Origin of the sequence: Pseudonocardia sp. MH-G8 (genome assembly GCF_002262885.1) — a bacterium.
In the GTDB taxonomy this organism is placed as follows: Bacteria; Actinomycetota; Actinomycetes; order Mycobacteriales; family Pseudonocardiaceae; genus Pseudonocardia.
The window spans coordinates 150309-167495 of the sequence record NZ_NKYF01000012.1 but is presented as its reverse complement, the minus strand read 5'-3'; the positions used below and the strand labels follow the sequence as shown (position 1 = coordinate 167495).

Genomic DNA, 17187 nt, shown 5'->3' with positions numbered 1-17187 from the left:
GCGTTCCGCGGAACGCAGGGCGGCCATGATCAGCGAAAGTGGTGCCAGAGCGGCAGACCTGCGGCTCCAGGACCATTCTTGGCGATCAGACCGCGAGCCGGCGACGGTAGGTGGCAGACGCGCTAGCGCTGCTCCGCGAGCCACTCCTCGAAGGTCGTCGGGGCCAGGCGCGCGTCGGCACCCGGGAGCAGCACGTTCCCGGCCATCGCGGGACCGAACACCGCCGACCACGTCGGGACGAGGGTGACCGCGCGGCCGCGTGCCTGGTGCGTGCGGCGGGCCATGTCCACGAGGTCCTGCGTAGCGGGCCCGGCGACGTCGACGTGACGTCCCTGCGGTGCCCCCGTCGCCACCTCGGCGAGGATGGTCGCCACGTCGGCGGGCGCGATCGGCTGCACGAGCAGCGGCGCGATCGGCGCGACGCCGTCCTGTTCGGCCCACCCCGCGACCATCTCCGCGAAGTCGTGGAACTGGGTGGCCGGCACGATCGTCCACGGCACCGGCCCCGCGGCGACCAGTCGTTCCTGCTCCCGCTTGCCCGCGTAGTGCGCGTTGCCCTCGACTCCGTCGATCCCGACGATCGAGAGCAGCACGTGGTGCCCGACGCCGGCCCGCTGCTCGGCGCCGAGCAGGTTCGCCGTGGCCGTGCCGAAGAACGCGACGGCCTCGGCCCGGTCGGGCGATGTGGAGTTGGTGGCGTCGACGACCGCCTCGACGCCGGTCAGCGCATCGTCGAGCCCCTCGCCGGTGAGCAGGTCCACGCCGAGGAAACGGCTGATCCGCACGACCTCGTGACCGCCGCGCTCGAGCGCTGCGACGGTGAGGGCTCCAATGTTGCCGGTGGCGCCGGCGACCGCGATCCGCATGTCCGCAACCTATCCCGGACTACACAGATCTGCAATATCGACGATATGCTGACCGCGTGAAGCTGCCGGTGAGCACCGAGTGGGTCCTGCACTGCGCCACCACGCTGGCGCAGCTCGATCCGCGGACCGCCGTGTCGACTCCCCAGCTCGCCCGGTACTACGACCTGCCCGCGCCCTACCTCGCCAAGCAGCTGCAGGCGCTCGTCCGGGCGGGCCTGTTGACCGCGAACACGGGCCCGCGCGGCGGGTTCCGACTCGCCCGGCCCGCCTCCGGGATCACGCTCCTCGAGATCGTCGAGGCCGTCGACGGCCCCTCCCCGCCCTACGAATGCCGCGAGATCCGGCAGCAGGGACGCGGAGCGCTGCCACCCGAGGACTGCCGCCGCACCTGCGTCCTCGCCGAGAAGATGGCCGACGCCCACGAGGCGTGGCGCGCGAGCCTCGCCGGCGTCACGCTCGCCGACGTCCTCGCCACGCTGCCCGCGTCGGCGCCGGCCCGCACCCGGCGCCTGCTGACGGGGAGCGCGTAGGCCCGGTGCCGGTGGTCGGTCACGCGCTCCCCTCGGCCATGGAGGTCAGCAGCGCAGCCATCCGCGCGGCGGCATCGCGCAGCTCGGGGGGTTCGAGGATCTCGAGCTCGTGGCCGAGGCGGGCCAGGTGGGCCGCCATCCAGTCGAGGTCGTCGCCGCCGACGACCAGCAACGACCAGCCCTCGGCGCCGGCGGGATCGTCCTCGACCGAACCCACCTGCTGCGGCACCTGGTCGCGGACCAGCGCGGCCGGAGCGTGCACCCGCACCCGGGCCACGTGCAGGTACGGCGCGGCGACCACCGAACGCTGCACGTAGGCCACGGGATCGGGATGCTCGCGGGAGGTGGAGCGCCAGGTGGTGGCCACGACCTCCTGCATCCGGTCCAGGCGGAAGGTGCGCCAGTCGTCCCGGTCGACGTCCCAGGCCATCAGGTACCAGCGGCGGGCGGTGGCCACCAGCTGGACCGGCTCCACGATCCGGCTGCTCGTCCCGCCTGCCCGGCCGGCGTAGGTGAAGCGGACCCGGACCGCGTCGCGGCAGGCACGGGCCAGCGTCATCAGCACCTCGCCGTCGACTTCCACGCCCCCGCCGGTGAGGGTCGACGTGGAGTCCTGCAGCGCACGCATCTCGGAGCGCAGCCGGGGCGGCATCACCTGGTCGAGCTTCGCGAGCGCGCGCAGGGCGGCCTCGCTCGCCCCGGCCACGGTGCCCCCGGCCGCCAGCCGCAACGAGACCGCGGTGGCGACGGCCTCCTGGTCGTCGAGGAGCAGCGGCGGGAGCTGGGTACCGGCGCCGAGCTGGTAGCCACCGCCGACGCCCTGGCTCGCGTTCACCGGATAGCCGAGCGCGCGCAGCCGCTCGACGTCGCGGCGGACGCAGCGATCGGTGACCCCGAGCTCCGCCGCCAGCTGCGGCCCCGTCCACACCGGGCGGCGCTGCAGCAGCGACAGCAGCCGCAACACCCGCTCGGTGGTCCCTTCGCTCACTCGCGGAGGATCTCACGAATAGCGGAACACAGCTGTCCGCATTGCCTGCCACCATGGCGTCATGAGCGCACCGACGACCAGCACCACCTGGAACCGCGCCCTCCGCGACCAGATCGAATTCCACTGGCAGCACCAGCTGCGGCAGCGACTGGAGGGCCTCACCGACGACGAGTACTTCTGGGAGCCCGTGCCCGACTGCTGGAACGTCCGGCCGCGCGGCACCGGCACGGCGCAGATGCAGGCCGGTGGCGGCGCGATGACCATCGACTTCGCCTTCCCCGAGCCCGACCCTGCGCCGGTGACGACCATCGCCTGGCGGCTCGGGCACGTGATCGTGGGGGTGCTGGCGGTCCGCAACGCCTCGCACTTCGGCGCCGCCCCCACCGACTACTACTCCTTCGACTACGCGGCGACCGCATCGCAGGCGCTGTCCCAACTCGATGCCGCGTACGCCACCTGGCTGGCGGGCGTCGAGTCGCTGGGTGAGGACGGCCTGGCCCGGCCCGTCGGGGAGGCCGAGGGCGCCTTCGCCGAGCTCAGCTACGCCGAGCTGGTGCTCCACATCAACCGGGAGCTCATCCACCACCTCGCCGAGGTCTGCCTGCTCCGCGACCTCTACGCCCACAGCCGGAAGGGCGACTGATGGCCCGCGACGTCCAGGTCACGTTCGACTGCGCCGACCCGAACGCCCTCGCCGGCTTCTGGTGCGAGGTGCTCGGCTACGCCTACGACGCGCCGCCACCCGGCTTCGACACGTGGGACGCGGCTCTCGACTCGTTCGGGGTGCCACCGGAGCGACGCAACGACGCCTCGGCCGCCAGTGACCCCGACGGCGCCGGCCCCCGGCTGTTCTTCCAGAAGGTGCCGGAGGGGAAGTCCGCGAAGAACCGGCTCCACCTCGACGTCCGGGCGGCGCCCGGCCTGCAGGGCGACGCGCGGATGGCGGCGCTGGAGCAGGAGTGCGAGCGTCTGGTCGGCCTCGGCGCGCACCGGATCAGCCGGCACGAGCCGCAGCCGCCGCTGAGCCACGGCTTCATCGTCATGACCGACCCCGAGGGCAACGAGTTCTGCCTCGACTGACACGCGCCCCGGAGAACCTGTGAGCATCGACCCCTATCGCCGCCTCGGCCGCGGCTACGACCGGCACCGCCGGCCCGACCCGCGCATCCACCAGGCGATCGCCCGCGCCGTCGGGGACGCCGCGACCGTGGCCAACGTGGGCGCCGGTCCGGGCGCCTACGAGCTGGCCGCCACGGTGCTCGCCGTGGAGCCCTCACCGACCATGATCGCTCAGCGACCGGCGGGCGCGGCTCCCGTCGTCCGCGCGCGGGCCGAAGCGATCCCGCTCCGCGACGGCGCCGTCGACACGGCCCTCGCCGTGCTCACCGTGCACCACTGGACCGACCCCGCCGCGGGGCTGGCCGAACTGGTGCGGGTCTCCCGCCGGCAGGTCATCCTGACCTGGGATCCCGAGGTCTTCGCACGGGAGCTGTGGCTCGTCGCGGACTACCTCCCCCAGATCGCCGCCGCCGAGCGCCCCCTCGCGTGCCTGACGACGATCACCGACGAACTGGCGCGCCACGACCGCCGCGTCGACGTCCGCGCGGTGCCCGTACCCGCCGACTGCCGGGACGGGTTCCTCGGCGCCTTCTGGCGACGCCCCCACTCCTACCTCGACCCGACCGTCCGGGCAGGCGCTTCCGGCCTCGCCTCCCTCTCTCCCGAGGTCGCCGGACCCGCCTTGCAACGCCTCGCGGACGACCTCGCCACCGGCCGATGGCACGCCTCCCACCGGCACCTGCTCGACCTCGACGAGCTGGACCTCGGCTACCGGCTCGTCCTGGCCACGGCGCGGTAGCCGGCGCCCACGCCTACCGGGTTGCCGCGGCCGCGCCGCCCTCCGACACCGCCGTCGGTTGGCGCCACAGGCCGGTCACCTTCATCACGACCCACAGCAGGAACGCCACCACGAGGGCGGCCAGGCCGAACAGCAGGTTGCCGAGCGAGAGCGCCAGCGCCGGGAGCAGCGCCGTGATCAACCCTCCTCCGACGAACGGGCTGGCGAACGGCGCGCGCAGCCCGTAGGCCCGGAACGCGTCGGTGCGCGAGTCCGGGTCGACGGTGCGCAACAGCACCAGCCCGATGGACATCACGGCGGTCATCGAACCGAAGTTGATGATGCCGTGCTCGAACCAGTCCTCGCGGAAGATCCGCGGGCTGACGTACCAGAAGACGGCCACGCTGATCGCTGCGGTGACCACCGTGAGGATGATCAGCGGCGCGAAGTAGGTCAGGATCACCGGCACGCTCACCGACGCGACCGCGGAGACGACCAGGAGGTCGAGGGCGAAGCCCTGGATCGTGCCCAGGGTTCGCTTGTCCACGGTGGGGGCGAACGGTGTGCGGGCGACGCCGAGTTGGACCAGCAGGCCCCCGATCATCGCCAGCGGGAACAGCGGAACCCCGTCGATCACCAAAGCGATGAGGTACTGCAGGACCCACCCGATGACGATCGCCACGGCCAGCAGGGCGGTGTGGAAGGCGAGGTTGTCGATCGAGCTCTTGTGGATCCGCCCCACGCTGTGGACCTCGGCCTCGTCCTCGTCCAGGATGTCGCTCCCGCTCGGGACCCCCGCACCGGCCCTGCGGGACAGCTTGCCCTTGCGCGCGCCGATGTTGATCAGGACCATCCCGCCGAAGATCCCGAAGAGCAGCCCGAAGGTGGCCGCGCCGATGGCCAGGTCACCGCCGTCGTCCCAGCCGAGGTCGGTGAAGACACCGATCATGCCGCCCGCGGTGCCGTGGCCGCCGGGCCAGCTGATCTCCATGATCGTCGAGAACATCGGGTTGACCCCGAAGACGGGCTCGAGCAGGACGGCGCAGATCAGCGCCGGGACCCCGATGACGAGCATGCTGCTGAAGTAGCTGTAGAACACGTGCGGCGCCGCGGTCCCCACGGCGTCCTTCAGCTTCGGTGGCGCCTGGCCCATGAGCAGCGGCGCGAACACCACGGTGACGAGCACGCCCGGCATCGCCGACCAGGTCTCGTTCATCTCGGCGGGGATGAGGCCCACGAAGTAGGGCCCGAGCACCAGGGCGATGGCGCCGCCGAGCAGCGACGCCGGGATGAACCACCGCTTGAGGATCGGGATCCAGTACCGCAACAGCACCCCGACCAGCAGGAACAGGCCGAGGACCGCGACAGCGAGCATGAGCCCGCTCAGCTGGTCGCCGCTCAGGGCCTCCGTGTCGAACATGTCAGGTACCGACCCTCTCGACGAACCGGTCGACGGCGAACGGTGCGAGCGCGGGCGGTCTCCGACCGCTGAGCATCCATCCGCTCAGTTCCTCCGCCACGGCGGGGGCGATCGCGAAGCCGTGACCCGTCCACCCGGCGGCAACGAGCACGTTGGCGGTGCCCGGCACCACGTCGATGATCGGGATCTGGTCCTGGGCGCACGACTCGGGCCGCGCGGCCGACGCCTCGAGCAGCTCCGCGGCGGCCAGCGCCGGGAAGACGGCGCCCGCCTCCCGCAGGTTGCCCTCGACCTGGTCCTCGAGCACCTCGCCCGACCCGTCGGATCCGGGACGGCCCTGCCACCCGCCGCTGACCATGACGACCCCGTCTTCGACCGTCTTCAGCGACACCGTGCGGCTGTCGTGTCCCACCAGAAGGCGGGCGGGGCTGGTTCCCGGCGGCCGGATCCGCAGGGCCTGGGGGTAGATGGTCCACAGCGGCAGCGCCACGCCCAGCTCCCGCTCCACGAGCGGGGCGGCGCCGGCGTTGGCCGCCACGAGGACGGACTCTCCGACCTCGTACCGCTCGCCGTCGTCGCAGATCACGGCGCGCACCACGGCCCCGTCCCGCTCGAGGCGCGTCACCCGCGCGCCCTCCACGACCACGGCGCCGAAGCGCTGGGCCGCGGCCGCGTACGCGCGCGTCGTCGCCGTCTGGTCGCCCATCCCGTCGAGCGGGGCGTGCAGGCCACCCACCACGGCATCGGTCACCTCGGGGAGCAGGTCGAGGACCCGTTCCCGGTCGATCACCTCGGTCGGGACCCCCAGCGCCGACTGGACCTGGGCGTGGGCCCGCGCGGCCACGAGCCCACCGCGCAGCCCGGTGGCCGGACGCTCGATGAGGTTCACGCCTCCGGTGCGCTCGTAGCCGACGTCGGCTCCGAGCAGGTCGGACAGGCCCGGCCACAAGGTGTAGGCGCGGCGCAGCAGCGGGAGCTCGCGCAGGTCGCGCTTGTTGCCCCGCACCCCCCGCTTGCCGAAACCGCCCGACGCGGCCGACGCGAGCGTGGCGGCCTCGAGCAGCACGACGCTGCGGCCGCTGCGCGCGAGGTGGTAGGCCGCGGCGCAACCGTGGACCCCGCCTCCGATGACGACGTGCTGGTAGCTGCTCATCTCACTGCTCCCCCGGTCGGCGGGCCGCACGGACGCCGGCGGACGGTGCTGTCCCCGCGTCGAAGCGCTGCGGCCGGAACTCCGCCAGCTCCGCCGCCGGCTCGTCGTGCAGGACCTCGCGGGTGGCCAGCGCCGCCAGCTCGGGCGCGAGGGTGACGCCGCTGTGGGTCACGGCGACGTAGACGCTCCGGGCCGGGTCGAGGAATCCCGCGACCGTCAGGCCGTCGGCGGGCAGCGGCCGGATCCCGACCGCGACGTCCTCGATCTCGGGGGCGTCGGCCATACCGAGCACGTCGGCGAAGCGCCGGGCGAGCTCGGCACCCACCCGCATGCGGACCGCAGACGGCGCCGACGGGTGCGCCTCGACGTCCAGGTCCAGGCCCTGGAGCAGGTAGCGGCCGGCACCGGCGGGACGGAAGTTCACCCTGGTCATGCTCACCACCGACGGGCTCTGCACGGCGACCGGCCCGGTGGTGGCGAGGAACCCGAAGGCGGGCGCGCCGACCGAGTCGTCCTCGTTCACGGGGACGTGGAAGCCCGAGCGGGCCAGGAACTGCGTGGTCCACCGGCCGGTCGCGACCACCACCGCGTCGAAGCGGAGGCGCTCGCCGTCGCCCAGGAACACCTCGACACCGCCGGCGTCCGGCACCAGTCGCTCCACCGCCGCGGTGCGGAATCCACCGCCTGCGGCTCGAAGCCGCTCGTGCGCCTCGGCCACGAAGGTCGGCACGTCGCAGTACCCCTCCTCGGGATACCGCACGGCGGCGCGGACGAGCTCGGCGCGTATCCCCGGCAGGTGGTCGACCGCCTGCGCCGCGTCCACGTCCTGCACCTGGTAGCCGCGGGCACGCAACCGCTCGACCTTGGGCGCGAGCAGGGCCAGGTGCTGCTCGGTGAGGGCCACCTCGAGGTGCCCCACGTCGTGGAAGGAGCGCCGGCCTGCCGCGAGGCCCGCTCGATGGCGTCGGAGCCCGCCCAGGTTCAGCTGGTAGTACGCCGGTGGAACCTTGTTGTTCGAGTTGATCCAGGCGAACGACGTCCCGGAAGTGCCCTGCAGGAGCGCTCGCTCCTCGAGGAGCGTGACCTGCGCGCCGCCCTCGGCCAGCTCGGCGGCGGTCGCCGACCCGATGGCACCGGCTCCCACGACTGCCAGCTTCATCCCGTTCCCCTTCGCCCCGCTGATCACGGCCTCCTGTCGTCCCTCGCCTACGCTGGCAAGTGCCGGGAACGTAGTGAAAACTACGGCCAGCGGTCAAGAGGACCGAGAAAGGGAGGGGTTCGTAGTGGATGCTACGACGACCCTGTTCGAGCGGCTGGAAGCTCGCACTGACCGCCTGCCCCCTGCCGAACTGGCGGTGGCCCGGTACATGGCGACACACCTGGATCTGGTCGCCTCCCGTTCGGCGATCGAGATCGCGCGGGCCGCCGGGACCAGCGACGCAACCGTGGTGCGCACCGCGCGGTCGCTCGGCTATCCCGGCCTGCGTGAGCTCAAGCGGGAAGCAGTGGACGTGCTCGCCCGGCGCAGCGATCCCGCGGCCGTCCTGAGCGACCGGCTCGGCCGGGCGGAAGACCCGAAGCACCGGGCCCAACGCGTGTTCATGGACTCCGCGGGCGTCATCGACGCGTTGAGCGAGACGATCGACCTCGACGTCTGGGAAGCGGCAGTCACGACGGCGCTGAGCGCTCGCCGCCTCTTCTGCTACGGGATCGGCCCGGCAGGCGCCGTCGCCGCCTTCTGCGCCAACTCGCTCCGACGCGTCGGGCTCGGCGCCGTCCACTCCTCGACCACCGGCATCAGCCTCGCGGACGAACTGCTCGGCCTCGACACCGCCGACCTCGTCGTGATCTTCGCTCCGCTGCGGATGTTCCGCGAGGTCTCCGCCGTGCTCGACCACGCCCGCAACCTCGGCGCACCGTCGCTCGTCGTCACCGAGGCTCTCGCGGAGCCGTTGCGCGAGCGCGCCACCTTCGTGCTCGAGACACCGCCGTCGACGACCGTCACGGCGAGCGAGAGCATGGCCGGCTTCGCCGTGGCACACGCCTTGACCATCGACATCGCGGCGCGCACCCGCGACCTCTCCGTGTCCACCATGTCCCGCTTGAACGAACTGCGCGAGCACGTGACGGGGCATTGAGGGCGAACGCTCGCCGGAGCGGGACAGTGGCGGCGAGCCGGGGCGCGAGAAGTACGCGAGCGCGGTCGCGAGGGCCCTGGCGTGCGGCTCACACCGCGCCGCCCCTGATCGAAGCCGGCGAACGCATGCGGTCGATCCCGGGCTGGCTAGCCGACCGGCGCCGGTGTCCTGAGGCGGATGAGCGGGCTCAGCAGCAGCACGACGACGGCGAGGGCGATGGCCACCAGTCCGACGATGCTGAAGTAGGCCGCCTCCGTGCCCGGCCCGTAGAGCTGCACGATCTGCGCGCTGATCCCCTGCCCCGCGGCGTTGGACGCGAGCCACAGGCCCATCGTCTGGGTCTGGAAGGCGCTCGGCGCGTAGCGGGTCGTGGCCGACATCCCGATCGGCGACAGGCACATCTCCCCGATCGTGACGATCGCCAGGCTGCTCGCCAGCCACAACGGGCTGACCAGGACCTGCGTGCCGGACATGGCGGCGGGGAGCACGAGCAGCAGGTAGGACAGCCCGGCGAAGGTCAGGCCGGCGGCGAACTTCTGCGGCGTCGACACCCGGTCCCCCAGCCGCGTCCAGAGGATCGCGAACAGCGGGGTCAGCACGATCAGCACGAGCGACCCGACGGACTGGAACCACGAGGACGGGATGCCGAACCCCCACCGGTCCAGGTCCACGCGCGAGTCGGCGTAGTGGGCGAGCACGCTGTAGCCCTGCTCCTGCACCAACCAGAAGCAGGCGGAGGCGACGAACAGCGGGATGAACCGCCACACCCGCGAACGCTCGTCCCCCGTGACCTTGCGGCTGCGCAGCATCACGGTGAAGTAGGCGATCGGGACGGCCACGGCGAGCACGCTCAACGCGTCGATCACGCCGTCGGCGGTGAGGCGCCCGGCCACGGCGAACCCGGCCACGACCAGCACCACCACGGCCAGGCCCGCACCGAGCAGGGTGAGGGTCCGGCGTCCGGTCGGGTCCTCCCGGATCGGGTTGGCCGGGCGCACCCCGATGTCGCCGAGGTAGCGCGCGCCGTGGACGTACTGCACCAGGCCGAAGAACATGCCGATCGCGGCGATACCGAAGCCCAGGTGGTAGTCCACCCGCTGCCCGAGCGTCCCGACCACGAACGGGGAGAGCACCGCGCCGACGCTGATCCCCATGTAGAAGATGCTGTAGCCGGCGTCGCGGCGCCGGTCGTCCTCGGGGTAGAGCTGCCCCACCGTGTGGGAGATGTTCGGCTTGAGCAGCCCGGTGCCGAGTACGAGGAAGACCATCGACGCGTAGAGCGCGGGCGCCCCGAACGGCGTGGCCAGGCTGATGTGCCCGCACATGATGAGGATGCCGCCGTAGAGCACCGCTCGGCGCGGTCCGAGCAGGCGGTCGGCCACCCACCCGCCGGCGATGGCGGCGAGGTAGATGGACGCGCCGTACACCGAGATCAGGGCCGCCGCGAACGACTCGGGCATGCCCAGACCGCCCTCGCTGACGCGGTCGTACATGTAGAACAGCAGGATCGCGCGCATCCCGTAGTAGGAGAAGCGCTCCCACATCTCGGTGGCGAAGAGGGTTGCCAGACCGCGCGGGTGCCCGAAGAAACCCGTCTGCGGAACGGTCGCCGAAGTGCTCGCCATGACTTCCTTGCCGGTCGGGGTCAAACGCCAGCCGGCGAGTATGCCTCCCCGATCGGCCGCTGCGCGCGTGCCGCCCATCGACGGAGTGGAGTCTGCGGCTGTGCGCTGCCGGAACGGCTCGCCTCGGTGACACTGCCGACGTGGACGAGGACGTCCCCGGCCGCGGCGCGACCCCGTCCGGGGTGCTGGATGCCGCGACCATCCGCCGGGCGCTCGGCGAGTGCATGACCCTCACCGACGTCGACGACGCCATGGGCTGGCCGGAGGGCACCGCGCGCCGGCGCCGCTGGCGCGACCTCGCCGCGGGCGGCCTGCCCCCGGCGGACGCCGAGCTCGGCGGTGTCGCGCTGTGGTTCCGCGCAACCATCAGCCGCTGGAGGGCTGAGACCGCAGCGGCGCCGCCGGACGCCGAGTCCGGACGTGTGCCGGAACCGGTGCGCGCGACGGAGACCCGGCCCGAGCCCGATCCAGAGCCAGATCCCGAGGCGCACCTCCAGCCGGGTGCCGAGCCGGAGCCCGAGCTCCGGGACGAGTCCGAGCCCGACCTTGAAGCCGAGCTCGAGGCCGGGGCCGGGGCCGGCGTAGAGGAAGCGGGGACCTCCGTGGACACCCCGACCCTGCACAGCGGGTTCCAGCTCGAGGAGGGGCAGGACGTCCTCGCCTACGTGCACGGGTCATGGCAGCCCGCGGTGGTGCGCAGCCGTGCCCGCCGCACCGTCGTCGTGGACTACCAGGTGCACCCCGGCGCGCTGGGCGCCCGCCGGCAACGGGTCACGATCGACCGCATCCGCCGGAGCCGGTGACGCCTGTCCCGACCCCCGCAGTGAGAGCTGGTCAGGTCCCTGGTCTGGCAGTCTGGCCCACTGTGACCACTGATCGCCTCGCCCTGGTCCTGCACCCCCGTCGGGACGCGACCGCTGTGGTGGGCACCGTCGTGCGCTGGGCCCGGGCGCACGACGCGGAGGTGCTGGTCCGCACGGAGGACGCCGATCGCGCCGGCACCGACGTGCGGCCCGTCGACACGGCCGAGTTGGCCGCGACCTGCGACGCCGTCGTGAGCGTCGGCGGGGACGGCACGATGCTCGGGGCGCTGCGCCTCGTGGCCGACCGGCCGGTGCCCGTGCTCGGGGTGCACCTGGGACGGCTGGGCTTCCTCGTCGAGGTGCAGCCCGCGGATCTCGCCGCCGCACTCGACCGCCTCGCCACCGGCCAGTTCGTCCTCGAGCCGCACAGCGCCCTGCGGGTGACGGTGGACGGCGCGGTGCTGGTGGCGTTCAACGACGTGGCCCTGGCACGCCGACCCGGCCGCGGCTCGCTCGCGGCGGCGATGTCGGTCAACGGCGTCCGCTACGGCTACTACCGCTGCGACGCGCTCGTCGTGGCCACGCCGGCCGGGTCGTCGGCCTACAGCTACGCCGCGGGCGGTCCACTGTTGTCCCCGTCGGTGCGCGGCACCGTGGTGACGCCGTCCGCGGCGATGTCGGGCATCTCGCGCCCCCTCGTCCTGAGCGAGGCCGACCGCCTGCGCCTCGAACTGCTCGCCGACGCCGGCACGCTCGCGGTCGAGATCGACGGCAACCCCGTGCGCGACGCCGGACCCGGCGACGTCCTGGACGTGTCGCTGCAGCCGGACGCCGGCCTCGTCGTCCGCTTCGACCCCGAGGCCCACCAGCAGCGCAGCCGCGTGAAGCTGAGCCTGCTGGACCTGCCCCTGCTCCCGGAACAGCTGCGGGAGCTGCTGCCCGCCGACCTGCGGGCCCGCTTCGACCCACCTCCTCTGCCGCCGGAATCGTGAGGGCATCGACGGCGACCGGGATGGCGACCGGCCCCCGCGGTACGGCCGGTGGATCGCTCGGATGATCACGAGCAGGGGGTGCCTCGCCCCGTCCGGGAGACGTTCACCGAAGTCTCGACCCGTCCGAATCGTCTGGCCAGGTCTCGAGGTCGGGATGCTGCGGACCCCGATCGGTATGGCCGTCGCCCCTCGAGCTGTCCGATGCCCACGAACCAAGCACGTTGAGACCCGTGTCGTCATCCGTCGCCACGCCGGCCGGGGTCGCCCCGACCTCCGACGTGATCTCGCCATCGGGGTGCGCGTAGGTCCGGACGTTGTCGTCATACGGGACGTCCTCGATCCGCCTGATCTCGTCGGCGAGATCACCGCGGTTCCACTGGTGCTCGGCAAGCCGAGCGAGTTGCTGGACCGCGATACCCCGGCCCTGATGCTGTTCCGGGAACAGCGCGTCGAGCAGGTTCCGCGCGAGCAACGCATCCGATGGCATCCGGTGGATCGGCTCATCGCCGGCCGCAAGCACCGGTTCCCCCGCGGCGGTGCCGACAGGTACAGGCTCGTCGTGATGTGCGTCGGACGCCGGCCGGCCCTGCACCACGGTGCTGATCCGGGTGAGGGGATCAATGCGGTCGGCCACACCGTCGATCTCGTCGAGGTGGCGGGCCAGCCACCACACCACGGCGCTGCCGGGACTCGTCAACACGTCGTCGCTGAGGTAGCGCCGCATGTCCATCTCCTGGTCGCGCCGGAGCAGCCACACCTCATTGTCCTTGCGGAGTCGTTCCAAGGCTGCCAGCCGATTCGCGTCCTCAGGCGCGATCGCGGCGACAACATCGGTGGCCCACACCACGGTCCGACTGTCAACGGCGGTCCGAGGGATGCCCAGGGTCGCCGCCAGCCGATGACCGGCAAGGGCATGGTCACTCGGCGCCAGCTCTCGGAGCGCCGATGCCGCGCGGTCCAGCACCGCCGACTTGGCCAGTGCGTCCGGATCTTCGTGCGCATCCCGCCCGCCGCTGCGCAGCTGCCAATAGACCGTCGCCGAGATCTGTAGCTGGTAGTCCGGGGCCGCTGTGCGAACGGGAGTCGGCTCGAGCGTTGCCTGGGACGGAGGAGGTGGCGGAGGAGCCGGGGGCGAGGGCAGGGTGAGCACCGGAGGCTCCGGCCGGAGGAAACGGACCGAGAACGCCGCCACGCCGACCAGAGCCACGACCACCGCGGCGAAGCTGCCCCAGGTCGGCCACTGCAAACCGGCTCCGAGCAGCAGCGGAAGCACCACTGCCGCCACCACGAGCCCGCCCAGGAACGCGAGCCTGTTGGTGGTGTCGTTCATCGTGTGCCTCCCTGGAAGTGCTGGACCAACGTTGGCGGGTCGATGGCCGCATCGGCGGCCTGTGCCGCGGCGGTGTCGACAGCCGCGTAGAGCCGTTCGACGGTCTGCTGTGCCCCCGGCAGCAGCGTCCGCGCCCACTCACGGCTGACGGAATGGAGGATGGACAGCCGGTCGAAGCGGAGACCGCAGGCAACAATGAGCACCCTGACCAGGGCTTCGGCGTCAGCCGGTTCCGCGGTGGCGTACAGGGACAACCACCTGTGCACCGCTGGCACGTACATCCGCGGCGGGACCGTGTCGAAGACGTCCCCCCACCGCTGGGCCAAGCGCCCCTGCACCGAAGCCTCGGCGATCAGCGACCAGCCGGTACGCGCGACGAGGAGCTCCGGCGCCACGGTCATGAGAAACAGACGGGCGTCTGCGAGGCGGGCGCCCGTCCCGGACCGGTGACTGCCGGTGAGCCGCGTGAGCAGATACCGCATCCGGGCGCGGTCGGTTCCGACCACCTCGATCATCGCATCGACGGCTGCTCCGGCTACCTCAGGCTCGGGATGACGGGTGAGGTGGCGTAGCCGCACGATGGCCTGTTCGGGGTGGGTCTGCACGATCACCCGCCGACAGGCCGCGACCACGAGGTCGGCGAGACAAGCCGCTGCCGCCGTTCGGCCAATAGCCTGTTGCGTCGCCCACTCGTAGCACTGGCGGCGGAACGCCCACCCGAACTCGGCACTGGTCAGGCCGTACTCGAGCGCCGCACTCGCCAGCACCGCGGGCAAGCGGGATTCCGCAGTCCAGGCGGCGATGGCAGCGAAGACGTCGTCGGGGCGTCCCACCGCGAGGCACTGTTCGACGAACCGGGCGACCATCGTCTCGCGCTGGACATCGTCGGATCCCAGGCCACCGCAGGCGGTGACCCACTGGGCGAAATCGGCGCGCAGACCCGGGTAGTGGGTCCAGAAGTACCTCAGCACGGCAGCGGCGCGCCCGGCCGCGGCGAACACGACCCGCCCGTCGACGCGCAGACTTGCACCGATCTCTACGAGTCTCGCGCCGAGCCCGGATCGCTCGAAATCCGGCCCGGGCCCGACGGTGTGCCGCACCAGTGCCAGGAGGCGTTCCTCCGCGGTCGCCACCGTCGCGGAATCAGCCCCGGCGAACAGGGCCGCAGCCAACATCAGCGCACGGTCGGCGGCCCAAGGGTGCTCGCGGACGAGACCGGCGATCTCCGCGTCCCGGTCCGAAAGCCTCTTGAAGGCCGCGTCGAGCCAGGTCGGCGCGGTGCCCGTCGGAGCGGCTGAGCGCTCCTCGCGGACGAGGACCGCCAGTTCAGCGACATCGCCGATGCTGCCGTTCTTCAGCAGGTCCGTCACATCGGCGGGCAACACGGGGGAAGTGACCGCAATCCCGTACTCACGCAGCCGCCGGTCCAGCAGCTGCCGACCGTCCGGTCGCTCGAGGGTGGCCGTCCGGGCCCAGAACTCGGGCCGGGGTCGGCGGACGAGCGCGGGCAAGAGCACCACCAGAACTGCTTCGAAGGCCGTGACCACCTCGAAGTAGTCGGCCAACTCGTCCTGGACGGCCTCAAATTCCTGATCGTCGATGTCCGAGAGGTCGAGCAGCAGTCGGTCGCGCTCGACCACGTCCTCGGTGTCGAGAGCTCTGCCCCCGTTGCTCCGGGGCTCAGGCCGCAGCACCTGGACCGAGCGGCTGCCGTCGTCCCGGGATCCGCCGAGGAGCTGCCACGCGGCCGTGCGCCGGCCGATGCCCGGCTCACCGGCCAGCAGGACTACACCGTCGGCGGCGAGGATCCGGCTCGCCTGCTCCCACCCCTTCGGCGGAACGAACACGGCATCCAGATTCTGCTCGTGATCGAGGTCGAGTGGAAGCGCACCACGGCGCTCCCGACGGTTCTCGGCGTACCAGGTACTGACGTAGACCGGGCCGCTAGGGCCGGTGATGGAGGTACCGATGTCGCGGGCATGCCCGACGCCCATCGCCAGCGGCCGGTCCCCGGGCGGTTCAGCCGTCACGACGTGCCCTCCGGCGCGAGGATCGCCGGTCGGCGCCGTTCCCGTCACCGATGTACACCGGCCCCTGGGTCCCGGTGAACACGTTGTCGATGTCGCGGGCCGTCCCGACGCCGACGACCCGGTGGTCGTTGTAGGTGCCGGCCTGCACCGAATCGCGGCCCACGGTGCCGATCGAGAACCCCGCCGCCCCCGAGGGCTGCTGGGCGGGCGTCTCGCTGTCGTCGGCCGCTTCCGGCGGCAGGAGCCCGCGCGCGACCAGCTCGCCGGTCGAATGCGGAACGCGCAGGTACGCGGTCGCCTCGTACTCCTTGACCTTCACCTGGGTTCGCGCGTAGCTGCTCGGCCGCTCGCCGGTGTACCCGCTCTCGACGGCATCGCGGTAGGCCCGCTCCGACACGATGGCCGCGACACAGGTGTCGTTCTCCGCCCGGCGTAGCAGGCTCTTGACGACGTCGGCATCGAGCAGGCGGTGGACCTCGACCCGCGCCTCGCCGCTTCCGTCGGTGTCCGCATCGCCCGTCGGTTCGGTCACCGGCCCGACGTGGACGCTCACCCGCATTCGCAGCGGCCGTGGCGGATCTCCGATTGCTTCGGTCCGGTTCTCGTGCCGCAGCTGTGCTTGCAGCGCGCCGAGCAAGGGGTTCAGCAGCAGGGGGAGCGCCGAGGAACGGAAGCCGGCCACGTACGAGTCGCCGATCATCCGCTGCCAGAGCTCCTCGCCGCTCCAGACCTCCTCCAGGCCAGCTCGGCGGAACGCGGCGCTCAGGATCCGCGGGATCCGTCGGGTGAGTTCAGCGTGGTCGCGCCCCTGGTAACCGCTGAAGTCGCGGACGTCGACGGCGAACAGCGCCTGGTAGGGCGGCAACCGACGGGGCCGGTCGGCGCCTCCACTGTCGTCGTGCGGCGCTGCCGAAGATGTAGTCATGGTCGTTCCCCTTCGTGTCGCTCGATCAGACGGACGCGAGAAGTGCGATCCAGGTCGTGAAGGCGGCGAGAGCGCTGGCGCCACTCAGAAGGGCGGTGCGGAACCAGCGGTACTTGCGTCGCGCGATCTCCGCCAGTGCCCCGGCCTGTGCCCACGCTTGTTCCGCGAATTCGGCCGCATCCGGCCGCGGAGTCGGCGCTGCACCCAGACCGAGGGCCGGGAACGCGAACCAGGCCGCGCCGGCCCCGTGCGTCCGCGGCCACAGGCACGCAACGAGGAGGACCACCGAGATCCCGGCGAGGACGATGACGCCAACAGCGACGAGCTCCACGACAGCGGGCAGCGGCGGACCGGCGCGCAGCGCGGAGGCGATCCCGGCCAGCGCCACCCCCTGCGCTGCGAGGACGAGGCCCGCCTTGGCATCGGCCCCGGCGATCACCCGGTTCATCTCGGCGGCGGTGGTCAGGGCGAGGTCCAGGTCCCGATCGGGATCGAGGTGCACACCCGTTGTCATGCATCCCATGACACGGGAGAGTGGGGTCGTTCGTCT

The 17187-nt window shown here is 72.2% G+C and carries 17 protein-coding genes; 7 read left to right on the top strand and 10 right to left on the bottom strand.

The genetic code is table 11. From position 1 onward, the window contains the following. Positions 1 to 122: 122 nt before the first annotated feature. Positions 123 to 866, bottom strand: a complete 744-nt coding sequence (locus tag CFP66_RS25550; RefSeq protein ID WP_094927698.1) for an SDR family oxidoreductase — start codon at positions 864 to 866, stop codon at positions 123 to 125. A 56-nt stretch (positions 867 to 922) separates the two neighbouring features. Here CFP66_RS25550 and CFP66_RS25545 point away from each other — a divergent pair, with 56 nt between their 5' ends. Then, entirely contained in the window at positions 923 to 1396 is a 474-nt protein-coding gene (locus CFP66_RS25545) for an Rrf2 family transcriptional regulator (RefSeq protein ID WP_094927697.1), read from the top strand. Positions 1397 to 1415: 19 nt separating this feature from the next. Here CFP66_RS25545 and CFP66_RS25540 read toward each other — a convergent pair whose 3' ends face one another. Next, positions 1416 to 2384 (bottom strand): YafY family protein, encoded by a 969-nt coding sequence (locus tag CFP66_RS25540; RefSeq protein ID WP_094927696.1) that lies wholly within the window; start codon positions 2382 to 2384, stop codon positions 1416 to 1418. A 61-nt stretch (positions 2385 to 2445) separates the two neighbouring features. On the opposite strand from CFP66_RS25540, the gene CFP66_RS25535 reads away from it, so the two are divergent. Genes CFP66_RS25535 through CFP66_RS25525 form a run of 3 tightly spaced genes read left to right on the top strand, consistent with a single transcriptional unit; the run spans position 2446 to position 4242 of the window. Further along, the gene (locus tag CFP66_RS25535) at positions 2446 to 3027 is read left to right on the top strand and encodes a DinB family protein (protein ID WP_094927695.1); all 582 of its coding nucleotides are present in this window, start codon (positions 2446 to 2448) and stop codon (positions 3025 to 3027) included. After that, positions 3027 to 3464 (top strand): VOC family protein, encoded by a 438-nt coding sequence (locus tag CFP66_RS25530; RefSeq protein WP_094927694.1) that lies wholly within the window; start codon positions 3027 to 3029, stop codon positions 3462 to 3464. Before CFP66_RS25535 ends, CFP66_RS25530 begins: the two co-directional genes overlap by 1 nt. A 19-nt stretch (positions 3465 to 3483) precedes the next feature. Then, complete coding sequence (locus tag CFP66_RS25525) at positions 3484 to 4242, top strand: class I SAM-dependent methyltransferase (protein WP_094927693.1); 759 nt, start codon at positions 3484 to 3486, stop codon at positions 4240 to 4242. Positions 4243 to 4255: 13 nt separating this feature from the next. Here the strand turns inward: CFP66_RS25525 and CFP66_RS25520 are convergent, their stop codons facing one another. From CFP66_RS25520 to CFP66_RS25510, 3 genes are read right to left on the bottom strand one after another with little or no spacing between them, the layout of a single operon-like run. Next, on the bottom strand, positions 4256 to 5641 hold the full coding sequence (locus CFP66_RS25520; RefSeq protein ID WP_094927692.1) for a sodium/glutamate symporter: 1386 nt from the start codon (positions 5639 to 5641) through the stop codon (positions 4256 to 4258). Position 5642: 1 nt separating this feature from the next. Further along, the gene (locus CFP66_RS25515) at positions 5643 to 6794 is read right to left on the bottom strand and encodes an FAD-binding oxidoreductase (RefSeq protein ID WP_094927691.1); all 1152 of its coding nucleotides are present in this window, start codon (positions 6792 to 6794) and stop codon (positions 5643 to 5645) included. Position 6795: 1 nt separating this feature from the next. Continuing rightward, a complete protein-coding gene (locus CFP66_RS25510) occupies positions 6796 to 7953 on the bottom strand; it encodes an FAD-binding oxidoreductase (protein ID WP_094927690.1) in 1158 nt (385 codons plus the stop codon). On the opposite strand from CFP66_RS25510, the gene CFP66_RS25505 reads away from it, so the two are divergent. Then, complete coding sequence (locus CFP66_RS25505) at positions 7922 to 8932, top strand: MurR/RpiR family transcriptional regulator (RefSeq protein WP_094927689.1); 1011 nt, start codon at positions 7922 to 7924, stop codon at positions 8930 to 8932. The two genes, CFP66_RS25510 and CFP66_RS25505, sit on opposite strands and share 32 nt — an antisense overlap. Before the next feature lie 146 nt (positions 8933 to 9078). Here the strand turns inward: CFP66_RS25505 and CFP66_RS25500 are convergent, their stop codons facing one another. After that, on the bottom strand, positions 9079 to 10557 hold the full coding sequence (locus tag CFP66_RS25500; protein WP_094927688.1) for a peptide MFS transporter: 1479 nt from the start codon (positions 10555 to 10557) through the stop codon (positions 9079 to 9081). 140 nt (positions 10558 to 10697) lie between these two features. Between CFP66_RS25500 and CFP66_RS49335 the strand changes: the two genes are divergently transcribed. Together CFP66_RS49335 and CFP66_RS25490 are read left to right on the top strand one after the other, a co-directional pair. Next, a complete protein-coding gene (locus tag CFP66_RS49335; RefSeq protein WP_094927687.1) occupies positions 10698 to 11360 on the top strand; it encodes a hypothetical protein in 663 nt (220 codons plus the stop codon). Between the two features lie 62 nt (positions 11361 to 11422). Then, a complete protein-coding gene (locus CFP66_RS25490) occupies positions 11423 to 12352 on the top strand; it encodes an NAD(+)/NADH kinase (protein ID WP_094927686.1) in 930 nt (309 codons plus the stop codon). Positions 12353 to 12455: 103 nt separating this feature from the next. Here CFP66_RS25490 and CFP66_RS25485 read toward each other — a convergent pair whose 3' ends face one another. Genes CFP66_RS25485 through CFP66_RS25470 form a run of 4 tightly spaced genes read right to left on the bottom strand, consistent with a single transcriptional unit; the run spans position 12456 to position 17151 of the window. Beyond that, positions 12456 to 13682 (bottom strand): hypothetical protein, encoded by a 1227-nt coding sequence (locus CFP66_RS25485; RefSeq protein WP_094927685.1) that lies wholly within the window; start codon positions 13680 to 13682, stop codon positions 12456 to 12458. Further along, the gene (locus tag CFP66_RS25480; RefSeq protein WP_094927684.1) at positions 13679 to 15712 is read right to left on the bottom strand and encodes a hypothetical protein; all 2034 of its coding nucleotides are present in this window, start codon (positions 15710 to 15712) and stop codon (positions 13679 to 13681) included. Before CFP66_RS25480 ends, CFP66_RS25485 begins: the two co-directional genes overlap by 4 nt. Beyond that, positions 15702 to 16637: a hypothetical protein gene (locus CFP66_RS25475; RefSeq protein WP_143517379.1), complete on the bottom strand. Its 936-nt coding sequence runs from the start codon at positions 16635 to 16637 to the stop codon at positions 15702 to 15704. Before CFP66_RS25475 ends, CFP66_RS25480 begins: the two co-directional genes overlap by 11 nt. 25 nt (positions 16638 to 16662) lie before the next feature. Then, entirely contained in the window at positions 16663 to 17151 is a 489-nt protein-coding gene (locus CFP66_RS25470; RefSeq protein WP_143517378.1) for a hypothetical protein, read from the bottom strand. Positions 17152 to 17187: the final 36 nt, after the last annotated feature.

Bases quoted from the DNA above. Each gene is read 5' to 3' on its own strand.
- CFP66_RS25550 (WP_094927698.1), bottom strand. From the start codon at position 866: ATGCGGATCGCGGTCGCCGGCGCCACCGGCAACATTGGAGCCCTCACC.
- CFP66_RS25535 (WP_094927695.1), top strand. From the start codon at position 2,446: ATGAGCGCACCGACGACCAGCACCACCTGGAACCGCGCCCTCCGCGAC.
- CFP66_RS25530 (WP_094927694.1), top strand. From the start codon at position 3,027: ATGGCCCGCGACGTCCAGGTCACGTTCGACTGCGCCGACCCGAACGCC.
- CFP66_RS25520 (WP_094927692.1), bottom strand. From the start codon at position 5,641: ATGTTCGACACGGAGGCCCTGAGCGGCGACCAGCTGAGCGGGCTCATG.
- CFP66_RS25515 (WP_094927691.1), bottom strand. From the start codon at position 6,794: ATGAGCAGCTACCAGCACGTCGTCATCGGAGGCGGGGTCCACGGTTGC.
- CFP66_RS25505 (WP_094927689.1), top strand. From the start codon at position 7,922: ATGGCACCGGCTCCCACGACTGCCAGCTTCATCCCGTTCCCCTTCGCC.
- CFP66_RS25510 (WP_094927690.1), bottom strand. From the start codon at position 7,953: ATGAAGCTGGCAGTCGTGGGAGCCGGTGCCATCGGGTCGGCGACCGCC.
- CFP66_RS25500 (WP_094927688.1), bottom strand. From the start codon at position 10,557: ATGGCGAGCACTTCGGCGACCGTTCCGCAGACGGGTTTCTTCGGGCAC.
- CFP66_RS25485 (WP_094927685.1), bottom strand. From the start codon at position 13,682: ATGAACGACACCACCAACAGGCTCGCGTTCCTGGGCGGGCTCGTGGTG.
- CFP66_RS25475 (WP_143517379.1), bottom strand. From the start codon at position 16,637: ATGACTACATCTTCGGCAGCGCCGCACGACGACAGTGGAGGCGCCGAC.
- CFP66_RS25470 (WP_143517378.1), bottom strand. From the start codon at position 17,151: ATGACAACGGGTGTGCACCTCGATCCCGATCGGGACCTGGACCTCGCC.